Source organism: Holtiella tumoricola (assembly GCF_027857615.1).
GTDB lineage: Bacteria > Bacillota > Clostridia > Lachnospirales > Cellulosilyticaceae > Holtiella > Holtiella tumoricola.
In genome coordinates, this window is the sequence record NZ_JAQIFT010000029.1 from 22,140 (window position 1) to 40,886 (window position 18,747).

General features: G+C 35.7%; 17 protein-coding genes. 15 read left to right on the forward strand and 2 right to left on the reverse strand.

Features of this window, described 5'->3' with window-relative positions; translation table 11 throughout:
- The first annotated feature begins 10 nt into the window (after positions 1-10).
- From PBV87_RS06855 to PBV87_RS06870, 4 genes are read left to right on the forward strand one after another with little or no spacing between them, the layout of a single operon-like run.
- Positions 11-1,045, forward strand: a complete 1,035-nt coding sequence (locus PBV87_RS06855; RefSeq protein ID WP_271011625.1) for an NEAT domain-containing protein — start codon at positions 11-13, stop codon at positions 1,043-1,045.
- Between the two features lie 18 nt (positions 1,046-1,063).
- Positions 1,064-1,963 carry a heme ABC transporter substrate-binding protein IsdE gene (gene isdE / locus PBV87_RS06860; RefSeq protein WP_271011626.1) on the forward strand — a complete coding sequence of 300 codons (900 nt, stop codon included), beginning with the start codon at positions 1,064-1,066 and terminating at the stop codon, positions 1,961-1,963.
- An 11-nt stretch (positions 1,964-1,974) separates the two neighbouring features.
- Positions 1,975-2,949 carry a FecCD family ABC transporter permease gene (locus PBV87_RS06865; RefSeq protein ID WP_271011627.1) on the forward strand — a complete coding sequence of 325 codons (975 nt, stop codon included), beginning with the start codon at positions 1,975-1,977 and terminating at the stop codon, positions 2,947-2,949.
- Position 2,950: 1 nt separating this feature from the next.
- Positions 2,951-3,712: an ABC transporter ATP-binding protein gene (locus PBV87_RS06870; protein ID WP_271011628.1), complete on the forward strand. Its 762-nt coding sequence runs from the start codon at positions 2,951-2,953 to the stop codon at positions 3,710-3,712.
- 153 nt (positions 3,713-3,865) lie between these two features.
- Here PBV87_RS06870 and PBV87_RS06875 read toward each other — a convergent pair whose 3' ends face one another.
- Both PBV87_RS06875 and asnA read right to left on the reverse strand, forming a co-directional pair.
- Positions 3,866-5,956 carry a glutamine synthetase III family protein gene (locus PBV87_RS06875; RefSeq protein WP_053986191.1) on the reverse strand — a complete coding sequence of 697 codons (2,091 nt, stop codon included), beginning with the start codon at positions 5,954-5,956 and terminating at the stop codon, positions 3,866-3,868.
- 92 nt (positions 5,957-6,048) lie between these two features.
- Positions 6,049-7,056: an aspartate--ammonia ligase gene (gene asnA, locus PBV87_RS06880; protein WP_271011629.1), complete on the reverse strand. Its 1,008-nt coding sequence runs from the start codon at positions 7,054-7,056 to the stop codon at positions 6,049-6,051.
- Positions 7,057-7,431: 375 nt separating this feature from the next.
- Here asnA and PBV87_RS06885 point away from each other — a divergent pair, with 375 nt between their 5' ends.
- From PBV87_RS06885 to PBV87_RS06935, 11 genes are all read left to right on the forward strand, one after another.
- The gene (locus PBV87_RS06885; RefSeq protein ID WP_271011630.1) at positions 7,432-8,523 is read left to right on the forward strand and encodes a class II glutamine amidotransferase; all 1,092 of its coding nucleotides are present in this window, start codon (positions 7,432-7,434) and stop codon (positions 8,521-8,523) included.
- Positions 8,523-10,028: a glutamate synthase-related protein gene (locus PBV87_RS06890; protein WP_271011631.1), complete on the forward strand. Its 1,506-nt coding sequence runs from the start codon at positions 8,523-8,525 to the stop codon at positions 10,026-10,028. Before PBV87_RS06885 ends, PBV87_RS06890 begins: the two co-directional genes overlap by 1 nt.
- Before the next feature lie 10 nt (positions 10,029-10,038).
- Positions 10,039-10,467: a 4Fe-4S dicluster domain-containing protein gene (locus PBV87_RS06895; RefSeq protein ID WP_271011632.1), complete on the forward strand. Its 429-nt coding sequence runs from the start codon at positions 10,039-10,041 to the stop codon at positions 10,465-10,467.
- A 5-nt stretch (positions 10,468-10,472) separates the two neighbouring features.
- Positions 10,473-11,711 (forward strand): NAD(P)/FAD-dependent oxidoreductase, encoded by a 1,239-nt coding sequence (locus PBV87_RS06900; RefSeq protein ID WP_271011633.1) that lies wholly within the window; start codon positions 10,473-10,475, stop codon positions 11,709-11,711.
- Positions 11,701-12,423, forward strand: coding sequence for a GltB/FmdC/FwdC-like GXGXG domain-containing protein (locus PBV87_RS06905; RefSeq protein WP_053986185.1), 723 nt, complete (start codon positions 11,701-11,703; stop codon positions 12,421-12,423). Before PBV87_RS06900 ends, PBV87_RS06905 begins: the two co-directional genes overlap by 11 nt.
- A 51-nt stretch (positions 12,424-12,474) precedes the next feature.
- Positions 12,475-13,794 (forward strand): glutamine synthetase family protein, encoded by a 1,320-nt coding sequence (locus PBV87_RS06910; RefSeq protein WP_271011634.1) that lies wholly within the window; start codon positions 12,475-12,477, stop codon positions 13,792-13,794.
- A gap of 29 nt (positions 13,795-13,823) precedes the next feature.
- Positions 13,824-14,393, forward strand: coding sequence for an ANTAR domain-containing response regulator (locus tag PBV87_RS06915; RefSeq protein WP_271011635.1), 570 nt, complete (start codon positions 13,824-13,826; stop codon positions 14,391-14,393).
- 45 nt (positions 14,394-14,438) lie between these two features.
- Entirely contained in the window at positions 14,439-15,278 is an 840-nt protein-coding gene (gene dapF / locus PBV87_RS06920) for a diaminopimelate epimerase (RefSeq protein ID WP_271011636.1), read from the forward strand.
- Positions 15,275-16,867: a CTP synthase gene (locus tag PBV87_RS06925; RefSeq protein ID WP_271011637.1), complete on the forward strand. Its 1,593-nt coding sequence runs from the start codon at positions 15,275-15,277 to the stop codon at positions 16,865-16,867. Before dapF ends, PBV87_RS06925 begins: the two co-directional genes overlap by 4 nt.
- Before the next feature lie 21 nt (positions 16,868-16,888).
- Positions 16,889-18,067, forward strand: coding sequence for an LL-diaminopimelate aminotransferase (locus tag PBV87_RS06930; protein ID WP_271011638.1), 1,179 nt, complete (start codon positions 16,889-16,891; stop codon positions 18,065-18,067).
- A 184-nt stretch (positions 18,068-18,251) separates the two neighbouring features.
- Entirely contained in the window at positions 18,252-18,710 is a 459-nt protein-coding gene (locus tag PBV87_RS06935) for a GNAT family N-acetyltransferase (RefSeq protein ID WP_271011639.1), read from the forward strand.
- Positions 18,711-18,747 lie beyond the last annotated feature (37 nt).

The window sequence follows — 18,747 nt, forward strand, 5'->3', positions numbered from 1 at the left end:
GTACACATAAATGAAATACCGATGGAATCAAGTAAAACAACTTCTGATGGTACTCCTTATGGTAGTAGTTGTAGGAGGTGGTGGATTAGGTGGGCAAGTTTACGCCTCTAGCAAGTTAGAAAATGGAACATATACGATCAAAAATCAAATTTATCATGAGAGTCAAATAGGCCAAGGTATGGCTAGATCATATACTGAAGAGGAATCAGAACTCAAAATGAGTTCTGATGGCCTTTTTGTAACGGTTGGATTTAATAATACTCAGTTTATGGGAGATTTTAAAGTTACAATTAATTCTAAATCTGTTAGTTATGAATTAGTTTCAAATGACTCAGCAACAAATATCAAAAAGATACAATTCCCTATTCCTTCTGTAGATACAAAAGTAACAATAGGTTTATATGTTATTCCTATGAGTACAGAGGTATCTTATGAATTAACTTTTGATAAAGGAAGTTTAAAGCTTATTGAAAAAGAAGTAGTAAAGGAAGCAGAACAACCTATGCAATCAGAAGTAAGTCAAACAGAGGGAAATAAAACACAGGTAACTAAGCCAGAATCGACTCAAACAGAATCTACAAAAGTGGAAGGAACAAAATCAGAAACATCAAAACCAGAACCAGTTAAGCAAGCTGAATCTACTAATAAAGCTGCTGAACCAGAGAAAATGGAAAAACCAGTTGTTCCAGTAAAGCAAATAAATGAAGCCTCTCAGGTAGAGGATGAATCAAAAGTAGATAAATTAAAAGAGGACGAATTAAAAGAAGATAAATTAGAAGAACATGAGCCAAAAGAGAGTGAAATAGAAGCAGATAAAGATAAAGATAAAGATAAAGATAAAGATAAAGGTAAACTAGAAGAAATAGTAGCAGAGACGTTGAATAAAGAGGATGCCTTAGCGACAAGTGAGATAGAAGAGACAAAGGAAACGGAGTCACAATCTGTAGAGGTAGAGCAAACCAATAAACATATGACAATTCTTGTTATAGTTATTGTGGTATTAGCCGCAGGAGTAAGTTCCATCTATTTCTTCAAAAGAAAATAATATAGGAGAAAGTAGAAAGTGAAAAAATTAAAATACATAGGTAAATTGGTAGCTGTAGCACTGATAGGTGTTCTAGGAGTAAGTGGATGCAGTAAGCAAGAAGTGATTGTAAATGAAGTACCAAAAGAAGAACAAAAAATAGAACATGAAAATCGTATTATTGCACTTTCTGTATCTCTTGTAGATATTCTAGGTGAATTAGGGATAGAAATGGTTGGTGTACCAAAGACGCAATATAACTTACATGAAAATGCTAAAGGGGTAGAAGAAGTAGGGTTACCTATGTCACCAGACTTAGAACGTATTGCCATGTTAAAGCCTACACATATACTTGGTGTTACAGCATTAAAATCCAGCATAGAGCCAAAACTTCAGCAAATTGGTGTAGAAGGGACCTTCTTAAATCTAGATAATATAGATACCCTTGAACAATCCATAGAAGAAATAGGCAAGCTTTTTGAAAAAGAAGAAGAAGCTACCAAGCTGATTGAAGATTTTAGAACAGAAATTAATGCTACGATCGCAAGTGTAGCAGGAAAAGAATCACCTAAAGTACTTGTATTATTTGGATTCCCAGGAAATTACTTAGCAGCAACAGGCACATCTTTTGTAGGGCAAATGGTTGAAATGTTAGGTGGGATTAATGTTGTTCCAGATGCTAGTATGGCATTTGCTAATGTGAATTTAGAAGCCTTATTAACTTCAGAACCAGATATTATCTTACGCATGACACATGGGATGAAGGAAGAAGTATTAGAGATGTTTGCCAAGGAATTTAATGAAAATCCATTATGGAAACAATTTAAAGCTGTTCAAGAAGGTGCAGTGTATGATTTAGATGATAGCCTTTTTAATGTAAGTGCTAGTTTAGAAACAGCAGATGCACTAAAGGTATTAGCGAAAATTTTGTATGAATAGAGACAACAAGAATGAATAAGAAGTATATTAAAACAAAGTTTATTGTAACGATAATAGGGGCATTAGTACTAGCACTTCTATGTATGCGTGTCGGTTCCATTGACCTTAGCTTAAAGGAAATTGTAGTAGGGCTTATACATGGTGGCAGTAGTGAAATAGAGATTATTAAGGCTGTAAGATTACCACGTATATTTATTGCTCTCTTTACAGGTGGCATGTTGTCTGTAGCAGGTGTACTGTTACAAGCCGTTATGCGTAATCCTTTAGCAGATCCAGGAATTATAGGGATATCAGCAGGGGCTACCTGTATGAATACATTGATGTTAGCAATAGCCCCAGGGTTGGTTGTATCATCACCCATTGCAGGTCTTTTAGGTGGTGTATTAGCATGTGCATTGGTCTATGCTTTTGCATGGGACAATGGTTTTAAACCCCAAAGAATTATTTTAGCAGGGATCGCTATCAATGCCCTCTTTGGAGCACTTGGAGAAGTGATTTCCTATATGACCTCTTCAAGTATAGGAGGGAGTTTGATCAGCCAGGCACAAAGCCTAGGTAAGGGATGGGACTCTGTTAGATTTATCGTTTTATATGGAACGATAGGTTTAGTACTAAGCTTTATTTTATATAAGAAGTGTAATACATTGGCACTAGGAGAACGTAATGCAAGAAGCTTAGGGATGCAAGTAAATAAAGATAGGATTTTTATATGTCTTGTTGCAGTATTACTGGCTATTATTCCGACAGTAGAAGTAGGTGTCATTAGCTTTGTTGGGTTGGTTGTACCTCATTTAAGTCGCATTATTATAGGACATAACCATAAACAACTTATTCCATTTTCAGCATTACTTGGAGGAACGTTGCTATTAGGCGCAGATTTATTAGGACGTGTACTCATTTATCCTTTTGAGATTCCTATTAGTATTATGATGTCACTGATAGGTGCACCATTCTTTTTATATATGCTAAGAAGGAGGGCATCTTAATATGAAGGCTAAAAACATTCACTTTACATATAGCCAAGCAAATAGTCTATTTAATGGATTAAATGTAGAAATTCCAAGAGGCAAAATAACAACGATTATAGGACCTAATGGATGTGGGAAATCTACTCTATTAGGTTTATTAACTAAAGGTTATACCCCTCAAAACGGTGAGGTTTATCTTGGTGATAGATGTGTCCAACATATTAAACAAAAGGAATTTGCACAGCATGTATCTGTTTTACATCAGCATAATGAAGAGAAGGTTCATATGACTGTTAGAGAACTGGTGTCACAAGGACGTATGCCGTATCAAAACCTTTGGAAAGAAAAAGATGAAAAAGCAGAAGAGGTTATACAGTGGGCACTAGAATGTACGCAGTTAATAGATATACAAGATAAAGAAGTGGATGCCTTATCCGGTGGTCAAAGACAACGTGTATGGCTGGCTATGGCACTTTGCCAACAACCTGATGTACTCTTTTTAGACGAGCCAACTTCCTATTTAGATATGTACTATCAGATTCAATTGTTGGAGCTGGTGCAAATGTTGAATACCCGTTATCAAATGACAATTGTCATGGTACTTCATGATTTAAACCAAGCCATTAACTTTAGTGATCATATTATTGTTATGCATCAAGGTAAGGTTGTACAAATAGGAGAGCCAAAGCAGGTTATTAATGAAAAGCTTATAGAAGAAGTTTATCAGATTCAAGGTAAGTTACATGAGGCAGGAGATAAGATTTATTTACTTCCTTATTAATAGTTTATAAATAAAAATAGAGGAGTGATAGAACTAGTGGGGTAGTTCCGTCACTCCTTTATTTTTGAAATTGTTAATGAAGTTAAGTGATATACAAAAAAGTAAAACAAAAAATACAAAAAGTAAAATGATTAGACTGCTAAATTATTACTATTAAAGGCTGAATAATAAATCGCCATAAGTTGGGTATGGCCAGTAGGTGCGTCCTACTAAAGTTTCGATTTCATCTGCTACAGCACGTAATTCTTGCATGGCTGGGAAAACAGAATCTTTGTAGTAGTTAGCTTTTTCTTGTTCATTAGCAAAAGTTGATGAAATTAAACATTCATCTAAAGCATTGAGCTTTTTGTAAAGGCATCCAGATAAAGAAGAAAGTTCATTGATAAGTCCCTCTTCTAAGTCACATGAACATGTTGTAGATAGAAGTGCACGTTTGTGTAGTGCAGCTTGAGTAAGATGATCAACATAGCTTACTACAGCAGGAATAATATCTTTCTTAACCATCTCAATCATAGTAAGTGATTCGATATGAAGCACTTTAGAATAGCCTTCTAATAAGATTTCGTAACGAGAGTAAATTTCTGACTCTGTGAAAATCTTATGTTTTGTAAAGAGCTCAATGTTTTTAGGAGCAATGAAATAAGGAAGTGCATCTGGAGTAGACTTAAGGTTGAGTAAACCACGATGCTCAGCTTCTTTAACCCATGCATCCGCATAGTTGTTACCATTGAAGATAATACGTTTGTGTTCTTGAAGTGTTGATTTGATGATAGATTGAATAGTAGCTTGGAAGTTATCGCAACTTTCAAGTTGGTCAGCAAAACAAGATAACGCTTCGGCAACAATTGTATTAAGAATAACGTTAGGGCCAGAGATAGAAAGGGCTGAACCAAGCATACGGAATTCAAACTTGTTACCAGTAAAAGCAAATGGTGAAGTACGGTTACGGTCAGTGGTATCCTTCTTGAAACGAGGTAGAACGTCTACACCAATTTCCATATAAGCAGCAGCTTTTTTGTCATAGCTACTATCTTTTTCAATGGATTCTAAAATAGCAGTAAGCTCTTCACCTAAGAACATAGAAACGATAGCAGGAGGTGCTTCATTTGCACCAAGTCTATGATCGTTACCAGCACTTGCTACGGAAAGGCGAAGAAGGTCTTGGTACTCATCTACAGCTTTAACAACAGCAGCTAAGAAGAGAAGGAACTGGGCATTTTCTTCAGGTGATTTGCCAGGTTCAAGAAGATTGATACCCGTATCTGTACTTAAAGACCAGTTGTTGTGTTTACCACTACCGTTTACACCTGCAAATGGTTTTTCATGAAGAAGGCAAACAAGACCATGACGTTTTGCAACTTTTTGCATGATTTCCATTGTAAGCTGATTGTGATCGGTAGAGATATTAGAAGTTGTAAAGATAGGAGCAAGTTCATGTTGACCAGGCGCAACTTCATTATGCTCAGTTTTTGCTAAAATACCTAATTTCCAAAGCTCTTCATCTAGTTCTTCCATAAATGCAGCAACTTTTGGTTTGATCGTACCAAAGTAGTGATCATCTAATTCTTGACCTTTTGGAGGCTTAGCACCAAATAGAGTACGTCCACAGAAAATAAGATCTTTACGTTTTGCAAAAAGGTCTTTATCAACAAGGAAGTATTCTTGTTCTGGACCTACTGTAGTAAGCACTTTTTCTACATCTTCATGACCAAAAAGTTTAAGAATACGAATGGCTTCTTTATTAAGTGCTGACATAGAACGAAGAAGAGGTGTTTTTTTATCAAGCGCTTCTCCGCCATATGAGCAAAAAGCAGTAGGAATACATAGTGTATTATCTTTGATAAAGGCAAATGAAGTAGGATCCCAAGCTGTATAACCACGTGCTTCGAAAGTAGCTCTTAAACCACCTGATGGGAAACTTGAAGCATCGGGCTCACCTTTAATCAGTTCTTTACCAGAGAACTCCATGATAATAGAACCATCTGAAGTAGGTGAAATAAAACTATCATGTTTTTCAGCAGTGATACCTGTCATAGGTTGGAACCAGTGTGTAAAGTGTGTAGCACCTTTTTCGATAGCCCAATCTTTCATAGCGTTAGCTACAATATTGGCAATAGATAAATCTAAGCTAATCCCTTGATTGATACAATTTTTTAAAGCTTTATAGGTAGACTTTGGAAGTCGCTCACGCATTACATGGTCATTGAATACCATACTTCCAAATAGTTCTGTTACATTTTTCATAAATAAATCCTCCCTTATAAAATTAAGTTAAGTACACAGTTGTGTGAAATATGTGAGGTATATAGTAATCATCTTGTCAAAGTGTTTATTGATTAAAGCAATACAATATCGTTCGCATTACAGAAAACTTTTGTAGCATCATCCCAAATAGAAGATTGAACTTCTCCTATATGCGCTTTACCTAAAAGAAGCATACAAAGGCGAGATTGGCCAATACCACCACCCATAGTAAGTGGTAATTCATTGTTAAGAAGCATTTGATGGAAGAGGAATTTACGACGGTCATCACAACCAGCTTTGGTAAGTTGGCTATCTAAGCTTTCAGCATCTACACGGATTCCCATAGAAGAAACTTCAAATGCCATTTCTAATACATCATTCCAGAATACGATATCTCCATTTAATTTCCAATCATCATAATCAGGGGCTCTACCATCATGTTTTTCACCAGAGGCTAAGAGGTCACCAACTTGCATAACAAAAGTAGTAGGGTGCTCTTTAACAAAAGCATTTTCTCTTTCTTTAGGAGTGAGGTTAGGATATAAATCTTCTAATTCTTGTGTTGTAACGAAAGTAATATCTCTACTAAGTGTTGTTGTAATACTTGGATAAGATGTTTTGAGAGAGTCTAAAGTATCACACATTGCACCTACAATAGCAGTAACCGTTTCTTTTAAGTAAGCTTCGTTACGTGTAGCAGCAGTAATGATTTTTTCCCAATCCCATTGATCGACATAGATGGAATGTAAATTTGACATTTCTTCATCACGTCTAATAGCATTCATATCTGTATAGAGACCTTCTCCAGCACTAAAACCATATTGATGAAGTGCATAGCGTTTCCATTTTGCAAGAGAATGTACCACTTGAGCAGTTGTGCCTGTTTCAGCAATATCAAATGCAACCGGGCGTTCAACACCATTTAAGTCATCATTAATACCAGTGTTTGGATCAACAAATAAAGGTGCAGAGACACGTTTTAAATTTAAAGCCTTAGTTAAACGATCTTCAAAAGTTCTTTTGATGAACCCAATAGCCGTTTGGGTTTCATAAAGTGATAATTGTGGACTATAACCTTTTGGAACAAAAATTTTACTCATAGACATACCCCTTTCGATTTGGAAAATAAAAAAAGGCGCTGTAGGTCAATAAATAACCTACAGCGCCTTTGCTGATGTTAATAACAGTATATGACCGAACCAAATCAAAAGTCAACTATAATTTTTGGAAAAATGCAATTTAATTTTTAAAAATATCGTTAGATAAGTATAAGTAGGGATTTAAACTTGTTCTTAAAATAAAAATGCAAGTTGTACAACTTATAAAATCATTTTAAAGGAAAATTATCTTGACAATTTTAGGTCAATAAAATACAATTTAGATATGAACAAAGGCGTTCATCAAATGAAAAAACCACAGGGGTTTTTGACTTTGATGAGCGCCTTTTTTGCATTTTATCGAAGGAGGGATTGGAAATGAAAAAAGAGGGTGAAATTAGAATACCTTCAGGTTGTGCTATATCTGGTATTTTTTCTAAAAGCGGGAAGTTAATGAGTGGAGAAGCTATTATAAAATCAATAGAAACTATGCATGATCGTTCTAATGGTTTAGGAGGAGGGTTTGCAGGATATGGAATTTACCCTGAATACAAGGACCTCTATGCTTTCCATTTGTTCTATGAAGATCAAAATGCAAGGGTAGAGTGCGAAAGATTTTTGGAAAGACATTTTGATCTTGTTAACTTATCAAAGATTCCGATTCACAAAACACCTAAAATTACAAATGAACCTCTTATGTGGAGATATTTTGTGAATCCATTACCAACAAAACTTAAAGATAGCCAGCTTGATGAACAAGAATTTGTAGTACGCTGTGTAATTAAAATTAACACAGAAATAAAAGGAGCGTACGTATTTTCAAGTGGTAAGAATATGGGCGTATTTAAGGCAGTAGGATTCCCAGAAGATGTGGGAAGATTCTTCAGATTAGAAGAATATGAAGGCTATTCTTGGACTGCACATGGTAGATATCCAACCAATACACCAGGTTGGTGGGGAGGAGCCCATCCATTTGCAATGCTTGATTTATCAGTAGTGCATAACGGTGAAATCTCATCTTATGATGCGAATAGACGCTTTATAGAGATGTTTGGATATAAGTGTAATCTCTTAACAGATACTGAAGTTATTACCTACATTATTGACTTCTTAAGTCGTAAGCAAGGTCTTAAGCTTGAAGAGGTTGCAGAGGTTATTGCAGCACCATTTTGGAGCACAATAGATAGCCAAAGTTCTACAGAAAAAGAAAGACTTACATACTTAAGAAATGTATTTTCAAGTTTATTAATTACAGGTCCATTTTCACTTTTAGTAGGATTTGAAGGCGGCTTAATGGCTATTAATGATAGGCTTAAACTTCGTTCTATGGTTATTGGTGAAAAGGATGATAAAGTTTATTTTGCCAGTGAAGAATGTGCAATCCGCGTTATAGAGCCAGAATTAGACAAAGTATGGACACCAAAAGGTGGAGAGCCAGTTATTGTAACACTAGAAGGGAGTGAAGCTTAATGGCTATTAATTATATATATCCTGAATATGAAGTCGTAAGAAATGAGAAACGTTGTATCGGTTGTAAAGTTTGCGTAAGACAATGTGCAAATGGTGTACACAGCTATGATGAAGAAAATCAATGTCTTATGGCCGATGATGCAAAGTGTGTGAACTGTCATCGTTGCGTATGTCTTTGCCCAACTAAGGCACTTAAAATCGTTAAAACAGATCATACCTTTAAACAGAATGCACATTGGACTGGAGAAACAATTAATGAGGTTTATCGTCAGGCAGACACAGGTGGCGTACTTCTTTCTTCGATGGGAAATCCAAAGCCTTATCCAATTTACTGGGATAAAATGCTTATTAATGCTTCACAGGTTACTAATCCTTCCATTGACCCATTAAGAGAGCCAATGGAAACAAAAGTATTTTTAGGTAAAAAACCTACAACTATTGAAAGAGATGAAAACGGTGAGATTAAAAATAACTTGCCACCTCAAATAGAACTTTCAGTGCCTATTATGTTTTCTGCTATGTCATATGGTTCAATTAGCTACAATGCTCACGAAAGTCTTGCACGTGCAGCAACAGAACTTGGAATTCTTTATAACACAGGTGAAGGTGGGTTACATGAAGATTTCTATCAATACGGACCTAATACCATTGTACAGGTAGCATCAGGACGTTTTGGCGTACACAAAGATTACTTAGAAGCAGGTGCTGCAATAGAAATCAAAATGGGTCAAGGGGCAAAACCAGGTATCGGTGGTCACTTGCCAGGGACTAAAATTGTGGGGGATATTTCTAAAACACGTATGATCCCAGAAGGATCAGATGCCATATCACCAGCACCACATCATGATATCTACTCAATAGAAGATTTAAGACAGTTAGTGTATTCCTTAAAAGAAGCTTCAAACTATACAAAACCAGTTATTGTTAAGATTGCAGCTGTACACAATGTAGCAGCTATTGCAAGTGGTGTCGCACGAAGTGGTGCAGATATTATTGCAATTGATGGTTTTAAAGGTGGTACTGGGGCAGCACCTACTCGTATTCGTGACAATGTAGGTATTCCTATTGAACTTGCTTTAGCAAGTGTAGATGCAAGACTTAGAGAAGAAGGCATCCGTAATGAAGTATCTATCGTAGTTGGTGGAAGTATTAGAAATAGTGCAGATATCGTTAAGGCAATAGCTTTAGGAGCAGATGCTGTTTATATTGCAACAAGTGCACTTTTAGCACTAGGATGCCACTTATGTAGAAGTTGCCATGGTGGTAAATGTAACTGGGGTATTGCAACACAAGTACCAGAATTAGTTAAACGACTTAATCCAGAAATCGGTTATAAACGTTTAGTCAACTTAGTTTCAGCATGGGAACATGAAATTAAAGAAATGATGGGCGGTATGGGAATTAACTCTATTGAAGCGCTAAAAGGTAACCGCTTAATGCTACGTGGAATTGGCTTAACAGAGAAAGAATTAGAGATCTTAGGCATTCAACATGCAGGAGAATAGGGGGAGAGCGATGAAAAGGGTTTATGTCAATGAAAAGTGGTGTTTAGGGTGTCATCTATGTGAATACTACTGTGCTTTTGCAAACTCAGTAGAAAAAGATATGGTTAAAGCACTTAAAAATAAAACGGTTCAACCACGCATTCAAATAGAAGAAAAAGATCAAGTTTGCTTTGCAGTATCTTGTAGACATTGTGAGGAACCACTTTGCGTAAAAGGGTGTATTACGGGAGCACTTACAAAAAAAGATGGACTTATTGCAGTTGATAAAAACAAGTGTGTAGGTTGCTGTACATGTATTTTATCTTGCCCATATGGCGCGGTTAAGATGGCATCAGAGGGGATTGTTCAAAAGTGTGAACTATGCATGGGTAATCAAAGTGGGGAACCGGCATGTGTTAAAGGATGCCCTAATCAAGCGATTGTATATGAAGAGAGGTGAGTAGAATGAAATATGTTATTATTGGAAACTCTACAGCTGCTATTGGAGGGATAGAGGGGATACGTAGTCAAGATACTAATAGTGAGATCGTAGTCTTATCAAATGAAGCTTATCATACTTATTCAAGACCACTCATTTCCTATCTATTACAAGGAAAAACAGATTTTGAGCGTATGAAATATAGAGATGATAATTTCTACAAAGAAATGAACTGTGAATTAAAATTAGAAACCTATGTTACAGCCATTCATCCAGATAAGAAAGAAATTGTTACACAAACAGGAGAAGTTATAGGCTATGACAAGTTACTAGTAGCAACAGGATCAAGGCCTTTTGTTCCACCTATTGAGGGATTAGAAAAAGTAGAAGACCCATTTACATTTATGACTTTAGATTCAGCAAAAGCTCTAGAGAAAAAAATAAATGAAAAAAGTAGGGTACTCATTGTAGGTGCTGGATTAATTGGTCTTAAATGTGCAGAAGCAATCTCAAAAAAGGTAGCTAGCCTAACCGTATGTGATATTGCACCTCATGTACTTTCTAGTATTGTTGATATGGAGTGTGGAGAACGCTTAAAAAAGCATTTAGAGAATTATAATATACAATTTAAATTAGGTACAGGAGTTCAAAAGTTAGATGCTCATACAGCCTATTTCCAAGATGGTACAACAGTTGAATTTGATATTCTCGTTTTAGCTGTTGGGGTAAGACCCAATGTAGAGCTTGTACAACAAGCTGGTGGTAGAGTAAATAGAGGGATTATCCTCGATGAATACTGCCAAACAAGTTTAGAAAATATCTATGCTGCTGGGGATTGTACTGAGAGTGTAGATCTGACAGATGGTAACCAAAAAATTCTGGCTATTTTACCCAATGCCTATAGACAAGGCGAATGTGCCGGGATTAATATGGCATTAGGTAAGCAAAGATTTGATAAAGCTATTCCTATGAATGCCATTGGATTTTTTGGATTACATTTAATAAGTGCAGGTAGTTATGAAGGGGAAGAAATAATTACCCAAGATGAAAATAACTACAAAAAGCTTATTGTAAAAGATGATTTACTTAAGGGCTTTATGATGCTAGGTGATGTTGAAGGTGCAGGAATTTATACATCAATTATAAGAGAGCAAATTCCACTTAGTAGTCTTAACTTTGAACTTCTTAAAGAGAGACCAGGGCTTATAGCCTTCTCAAGAAATTATAGAGATGACAAGTTAGGAGGAAGAAAAAATGAACATTAATGTAGGAACAATGCACTTCCAAACTTTAAATAATAAAATTAGGAATTATAAAGAAGATACAATTGCATTAGATAATTGTATAGGACAGCGTTATATAGCAAGTGGGTTATCAGGTAAACATCTGATTATTAAAGGTACACCAGGAAATGCACTTGGTAGCTATTTAGATGGTTGTGTGATAGAGGTATATGGAAATACACAAGAGGCTACAGGAGATACAATGAATGAAGGACTTATTTGTATTCATGGATCGGCTGGAGATGCCACAGGATATGCTATGCGTGGTGGCAAAATTTATGTAAGGGATAATGCTGGTTATAGAGCGGGCATACATATGAAAGCCTATAAGGAGAAACAACCTCTTCTTATAATAGGAGGAAAAGCAGGAAGTTTCTTAGGTGAATACCAAGCAGGAGGAAACATTGTAGTGCTTGGGCTAAACTGTGAAGATGAAGTTCCAGTAGGACACTTTTGTGGAACAGGAATGCATGGTGGCAAAATCTACTTACGTTGTGATAAGCTCCCAGCCGACCTTCCAAAACAAGTTGTAGCAAGAGTGATGACAGAAGAAGACGTAGAAGGTATTAGGCAAGATGTTGAAACATTTTGTGAGACATTTAATGTAGATAAAGAAAAAGTATGGTCAAAGAACTTCTATGTACTAGAACCAGATACAAAAAATCCTTACAGACAACTCTATACCCATAACTAATAAGCATTAGGAATATAATAAAAAGAATGCATATAAGTGGAGGCGATAAAAGTGGAATATACAATAAATGAAGTATTGCAATTTGTTGAAGAAAATGATGTGAAGTTTGTAAAGTTAGCCTTTTGTGATATATTAGGTAACCAAAAAAATGTATCGATTATGGCCAGTGAATTGCCACGTGCTTTTCAAAGTGGGATATCTTTTGATGCTTCAGCAGTAAAAGGGTTTATGAATGTAGAGGAATCTGATTTATTTTTATTCCCTGACGCTTCCACTGTTTCAATTTTACCTTGGCGTCCTCAACAAGGAAGAGTCATAAGAATTTTTTGTGATATTAAGAAACCTGACGGGACGCCTTTTGAAGGTGATGGAAGAAACATCTTAAAGCAAGCAATACAAAGAGCAGAAACGATGGGGTATCAATGTAAGATTGGTCCAGAATGTGAATTTTATCTCTTTGAATTAAATGATAAAGGCTATCCAACTAAAGAACCACATGACCGAGCTGGATACTTTGATATTGCACCTTTTGATCGTGGAGAAAATGTGAGACGTGAGATTTGTCTAACATTAGAGGAGATGGGCATTCAACCAGAGAGTTCTCATCATGAGCAGGGGCCAGGTCAAAATGAAATTGATTTTAAATATAGTGATGCATTGCAAGCAGCAGATAACCTGATTACATTTAAATCTGTTGTTAAGAGTGTGGCAGCACAAAATGGATTATTTGCTTCATTTATGCCAAAGCCATTTGAAGACAAAAGTGGAAATGGGCTTCATATTAATCTTTCACTTTCAAAAAATGGTGTAAATATCTTTAGAAATAATGAAAATAATCATTCTAAAGAAGCTGAAAGTTTTATACAAGGTGTACTAGATAGAATTGTAGAGATTACAGCATTCTTAAATCCACTAACCAATTCTTATAGACGACTAGGACTAGATGAAGCACCAAAGTATGTTACATGGTCTCATCAAAATCGTTCTCAACTTATTCGTATTCCAGCAGCTCAAGGAGAATACGTACGAATGGAATTACGTTCAGCAGACGGAGCATGTAATCCTTATATAGCATTTGCTTTAATTATCCATGCTGGATTAGAAGGTATGGAAGCACAAAAAACACTAGAACCCGCAACCAATTATAATCTTTATGAAGTGGAGCCTTCTAAAATAGAAGGCATTAAACAATTACCAAGTACATTAAAAGAGGCTTTAGAGTATGCCAAGAAAAGTGATTTTGTTAAACAGGTTTTAGCTCCGATTACTTTAAAGAAATATCTCGCCATCAAAGAAGAGGAATATAACCAAGTTATAAGTGCTAAGGACCAGCTTCAGGCTGAGGAAGAGGCTTATTTTACTCGTGTTTAGTATAGACTAGGTTGAAAGGATGGTGAGTGATGGGAGACGTACTCATTGTGTCAAGTTCTCCAAAGGGAGTAGCCCTTTTAGAGGAATTGCTTAAAGCTGGGCAAATGAATAAGATTACTTCAGCCGGGAGTGGTAGTGAAGCCAGGAGAAGAGTGGCTCAAAGTGAGCTTGAAATGGTTATTATTAATACACCACTTACAGATGAATTTGGAGATGAATTGGCATTCTTTGTGACTGACCGTACTTCAGCTGGAGTGATTATGTTAGTCAAGAATGAGCTAGTAGATGATATCGCATTAAAGGTAGAAGACTATGGTGTATTTATAGTTGAAAAACCTATTGGAAAAGCATTGTTTTACCAAGCAATAAAATTAGTAACAGCCTCTAGACGACGTATGTTGGGGCTTAAAAAGGAAAACTTAAAATTACAAAGTAAGATTGAAGAAATTAGATTAGTAGATCGTGCAAAATGTACACTTATACAATATTTAAATATGAGTGAAGAACAGGCACATAAATATATAGAAAAGCAAGCGATGGATAGACGAACAACTAGAAAAAATGTTGCAGAGAGTATATTAAAGGTTTATGAAAGTTAAAGGCCATGCCTTTTAAAATAGAATGAATTAACAGGAAGTGAGAACATGCTAAGAAAATTTATTAAGATGGAAGGCTGTGGCAATGATTATATTTATTTTGATTGCCTAAATGAGGATTTGCCACATCCAGAACAAGTAAGTATCACAGTATCCGATAGACACTTTGGAATAGGTGGAGATGGTATTGTACTTATTTGTACTTCAGATGTAGCAGATGCCAAAATGCGTATGTTTAATACAGATGGCAGTGAAGGTAAAATGTGTGGCAATGCCATTAGATGTGTTGGAAAGTATTTATATGATCATAAGATAGTTACAAAAGAGTCTATAGATATTGAAACATTAAGTGGTATCAAACACTTGAAATTGAATGCCGAGAACGGGCAAGTACAATCTGTGTGCGTAGATATGGGGGCACCAATACTTGAGCCTAAAGCTATTCCAGTCAATCTTGAAGGTACGCAGATTGTACATCAAGATATTCAAATAGGAAGAAATAGTTATCCTATAACATGTGTATCTATGGGGAACCCTCACTGCATTATTTTTGTAGAAGAAGTAGCTTCTATGGAACTTGAAAAAATAGGGCCACTCTTTGAGCATGCAGAGATATTCCCAGAACAAGTAAATACTGAATTCGTAAGAGTTATTGATGAACATACTTTAGAAATGCGTGTATGGGAAAGAGGAAGTGGAGAAACATTGGCATGTGGTACAGGGGCTTGTGCGACTGTAGTAGCGGCTGTACTAAATGGCATTTGTAAACAAAATGAAGAAGTAACAGTAAAATTACGTGGTGGAGAACTTAAAATCATCCATTCAGATGAAACTGTTTATATGACTGGCGCAGCACGAAAGACTTTCGAGGGGGTAGTAGAACTATGACAAAATTTATTTTCGTAACAGGTGGTGTTGTATCAGGACTTGGTAAAGGGATCACAGCAGCATCATTAGGTCGCTTATTAAAAGCCAGAGGATTAAAGGTAGCAGCACAAAAGCTAGATCCTTATATCAATATTGACCCAGGAACAATGAGCCCTTATCAACATGGTGAAGTGTATGTGACAGAAGATGGAGCAGAGGCAGACTTAGATTTAGGTCACTATGAAAGATTTATAGATGAAAACTTAAACAAATACTCTAACTTAACTACAGGTAAAGTCTATTGGAGTGTATTAAATAAAGAACGTAATGGAGACTACTTAGGAGAGACAGTACAGGTTATTCCTCATGTTACTAATGAAATAAGAGAATTTATTTATGCTGTAGGGCAAAAAACTGATGCCGATATTGTCATTACAGAAGTGGGAGGAACAACTGGAGATATAGAAGGTCTACCTTTCTTGGAGGCAATTCGTCAACTTTCACATGAAGTCGGACGAGAGAATTGCCTCTTTATTCATGTCACTTATGTACCTTATATTAAAGGATCTAATGAGCATAAATCAAAACCAACTCAACATTCAGTTAAAGAACTTCAATCATTAGGGATTATGCCAGATATTATTGTGACACGTAGTGATGAGCCTATTGATCAAACAATCAAAAAAAAAATTGCCTTATTCTGCAATGTGAAAATGGATTGTGTTGTTGAAAATATTACGTTGCCAGTACTATATGAGGCACCTATGATGTTAGAAGAACAAAACTTCTCAAGTATTGTATGTCGTGAACTACACTTAGAATGTCCACCGCCAGACCTTACAGAGTGGGAACAGCTTATAGAAACAATTAAAGGAAGTACAAAAGAAACAACGATAGCCTTAGTAGGTAAATATGTAAAATTACATGATGCTTATCTTTCTGTTGCAGAAGCACTTTATCATGCAGGCTATGCAAATGGTGCAAAAGTTCAAATTAAATGGATTGATTCAGAGACCATTACTGAAAAGAATGTAAAAGAAGTATTAGAAGGTTGCGATGGTATCCTCATTCCAGGAGGATTTGGTAATCGTGGTGTAGAAGGAAAAGTTATAACAGCTAACTACGCAAGAGTACATAATATTCCTTACCTAGGTATTTGTTTAGGTATGCAAATCGCAGTAATGGAATATGCTAGAAATGTATTAGGATATGAAGGGGCAACATCTAGTGAGTTTGATGCAGAGGCTAAGTACCCAGTTATTGATTTAATGGAAGATCAATATGAACGCCATGCTAAAGGTGGCACAATGAGACTTGGTGCATATCCTTGTAAAATACAAGAAGATTCTATGATGGCAAGAGCTTACGAAGAAACAATGATTTCAGAAAGACATAGACATCGTTATGAATTCAATAATACTTATAGAGAGCAATTAGAAGAGGCTGGTTTATCTATAACAGGAACATCACCAGATGGTTACTTAGTAGAAGCTGTAGAATACACAGAAAATGATTTCTATGTAGGTGTACAGTTCCATCCAGAGTTTAAAAGTCGTCCAAACAAAGCACACCCTCTTTTCCGAGCTTTCATTGCAGCAAGTATACGCTAGATCTATAAAGGAGTGATAGAAATGAAAATTAATGAGAACTATTTAAAGTTAGAACAAAGTTATTTGTTCTCTACTATTGCTAAGAAAGTAGCAGAGTTTACAAAACAAAATCCAGATGTGCGTGTGATTAGATTAGGGATAGGTGATGTAACAAGGCCATTATGTCCAGCGGTTACAAAAGCATTACATGAAGCTACAGATGAAATGGGGATTAAAGAAACATTTAAAGGATATGGACCAGAACAAGGTTATGCTTTTTTACGTCAAACAATCAGTGAGTACTACAAAGGGCATCATACAGAGGTAAGTGAAGATGAAATCTTTGTAAGTGATGGTGCTAAAAGTGATTTAGGAAATATCTTAGATATTTTTGATGCAGATAATACTGTACTTATTCCAGATCCAGTGTACCCAGTATATGTAGATACAAATATTATGGCAAACAGAACAATTTGTTATATGGAAGCAAACAAAGACAATAACTTCTTACCTATGCCAGACTATGCAGTTGATGCAGATATTATTTACCTATGTTCACCAAACAACCCAACAGGTGCTGTCTACTCAAAAGACCAGCTTAAAGAGTGGGTGGACTATGCATTAGCTAAGAATGCTATTATTTTATTTGATGCTGCTTATGAAGCATTCATTGGTGATGAAACATTACCAAGAAGTATTTATCAAATTGAAGGTGCAAAAAAATGTGCTATCGAATTTTGTTCTCTTTCTAAGACAGCAGGATTTACAGGAACAAGATGTGGTTATACAGTGGTACCTTTTGAATTAAAATGTGGTGATGTAGCCCTACATTCATTATGGCTTAGAAGACAAACCACTAAATTTAATGGTGTACCTTATATTATCCAAAAAGCTGCTGCGGCAATCTTCACACCGGAAGGGCAACAGCAGATCAAAGAAAATATTGAGTACTATAAGCAAAATGCTGCTTTACTTACAGAAGCATTAACAGAGTTAGGTATGTCTTTTATTGGTGGAGAGCATTCACCCTATATTTGGCTAATGTGTAAATCTGGTATGACTTCATGGGAGTACTTCGAATACCTTCTTCAGGAGGCTCATATCGTTGGTACACCAGGTAGTGGATTTGGTAAGAATGGAGAAGGATACTTCAGACTTACAGCATTTGGTGAAAGAGAAGACGTAGAAGAAGCAATCAAACGCTTAAAAGCATTAAAATAATAAATACAAAATAAAAAATAGAGGCTTCTCTAACTGTATGTGTATAGTAGTTAGAGGGGCCTTTAATTTTTTATCTTTTATCTTAAGTGTAAGAACTTATTAAAAATTTACATTTATAGCCTATAATAAAGATAGAAGATATGACGGAAAATAGATTATAAGATTGGAGAGAAAATAAGAAATTATGATTAATTTTAGAGAAGCTCAACAAGGAGATGAAGAAGGTGTTCTTAAGGTTGTTAGAGAAGTGCTTAGTGAATATGGATTAGAATTTAATCCAGAAGAGGAAGATTTAGATGTCACCAATTTAGAAAAATACTATATGAATAATAAGGGATGGTTTCAAGTTATCCTTGAAGACAATAGAATTATTGGATCTACAGGAATATTTAAAGTAGATGAAACGACTTGTGAACTTAGAAAAATGTATCTATTACCAAGTTATCAAGGAAAAGGTTTAGGTAAGAAGCTTATGGAAAATGCTTTAGAAGCAGCTAAAGTGTTAGGCTATAAAACAATAACACTTCAAACCAATTCAGTACTCGTTAAGGCATTGCCTCTTTATGAGCGTTTTGGCTTTAGACAAGAAAAAGGAATAGAAGTATGTAGTCGCTGTGATTTATTCATGAAGAAAGTCCTATAAGGTCTGCAAAAGTTGAATTATTTAAAAATTTTGTTAT

Coding starts and splice junctions, on each gene's coding strand:
- PBV87_RS06855 (WP_271011625.1), top strand. CDS start 11: ATGAAATACCGATGGAATCAAGTAAAACAACTTCTGATGGTACTCCTT.
- PBV87_RS06865 (WP_271011627.1), top strand. CDS start 1,975: ATGAATAAGAAGTATATTAAAACAAAGTTTATTGTAACGATAATAGGG.
- PBV87_RS06870 (WP_271011628.1), top strand. CDS start 2,951: ATGAAGGCTAAAAACATTCACTTTACATATAGCCAAGCAAATAGTCTA.
- PBV87_RS06875 (WP_053986191.1), bottom strand. CDS start 5,956: ATGAAAAATGTAACAGAACTATTTGGAAGTATGGTATTCAATGACCAT.
- asnA (WP_271011629.1), bottom strand. CDS start 7,056: ATGAGTAAAATTTTTGTTCCAAAAGGTTATAGTCCACAATTATCACTT.
- PBV87_RS06885 (WP_271011630.1), top strand. CDS start 7,432: ATGAAAAAAGAGGGTGAAATTAGAATACCTTCAGGTTGTGCTATATCT.
- PBV87_RS06890 (WP_271011631.1), top strand. CDS start 8,523: ATGGCTATTAATTATATATATCCTGAATATGAAGTCGTAAGAAATGAG.
- PBV87_RS06895 (WP_271011632.1), top strand. CDS start 10,039: ATGAAAAGGGTTTATGTCAATGAAAAGTGGTGTTTAGGGTGTCATCTA.
- PBV87_RS06900 (WP_271011633.1), top strand. CDS start 10,473: ATGAAATATGTTATTATTGGAAACTCTACAGCTGCTATTGGAGGGATA.
- PBV87_RS06905 (WP_053986185.1), top strand. CDS start 11,701: ATGAACATTAATGTAGGAACAATGCACTTCCAAACTTTAAATAATAAA.
- PBV87_RS06915 (WP_271011635.1), top strand. CDS start 13,824: ATGGGAGACGTACTCATTGTGTCAAGTTCTCCAAAGGGAGTAGCCCTT.
- dapF (WP_271011636.1), top strand. CDS start 14,439: ATGCTAAGAAAATTTATTAAGATGGAAGGCTGTGGCAATGATTATATT.
- PBV87_RS06925 (WP_271011637.1), top strand. CDS start 15,275: ATGACAAAATTTATTTTCGTAACAGGTGGTGTTGTATCAGGACTTGGT.
- PBV87_RS06930 (WP_271011638.1), top strand. CDS start 16,889: ATGAAAATTAATGAGAACTATTTAAAGTTAGAACAAAGTTATTTGTTC.
- PBV87_RS06935 (WP_271011639.1), top strand. CDS start 18,252: ATGATTAATTTTAGAGAAGCTCAACAAGGAGATGAAGAAGGTGTTCTT.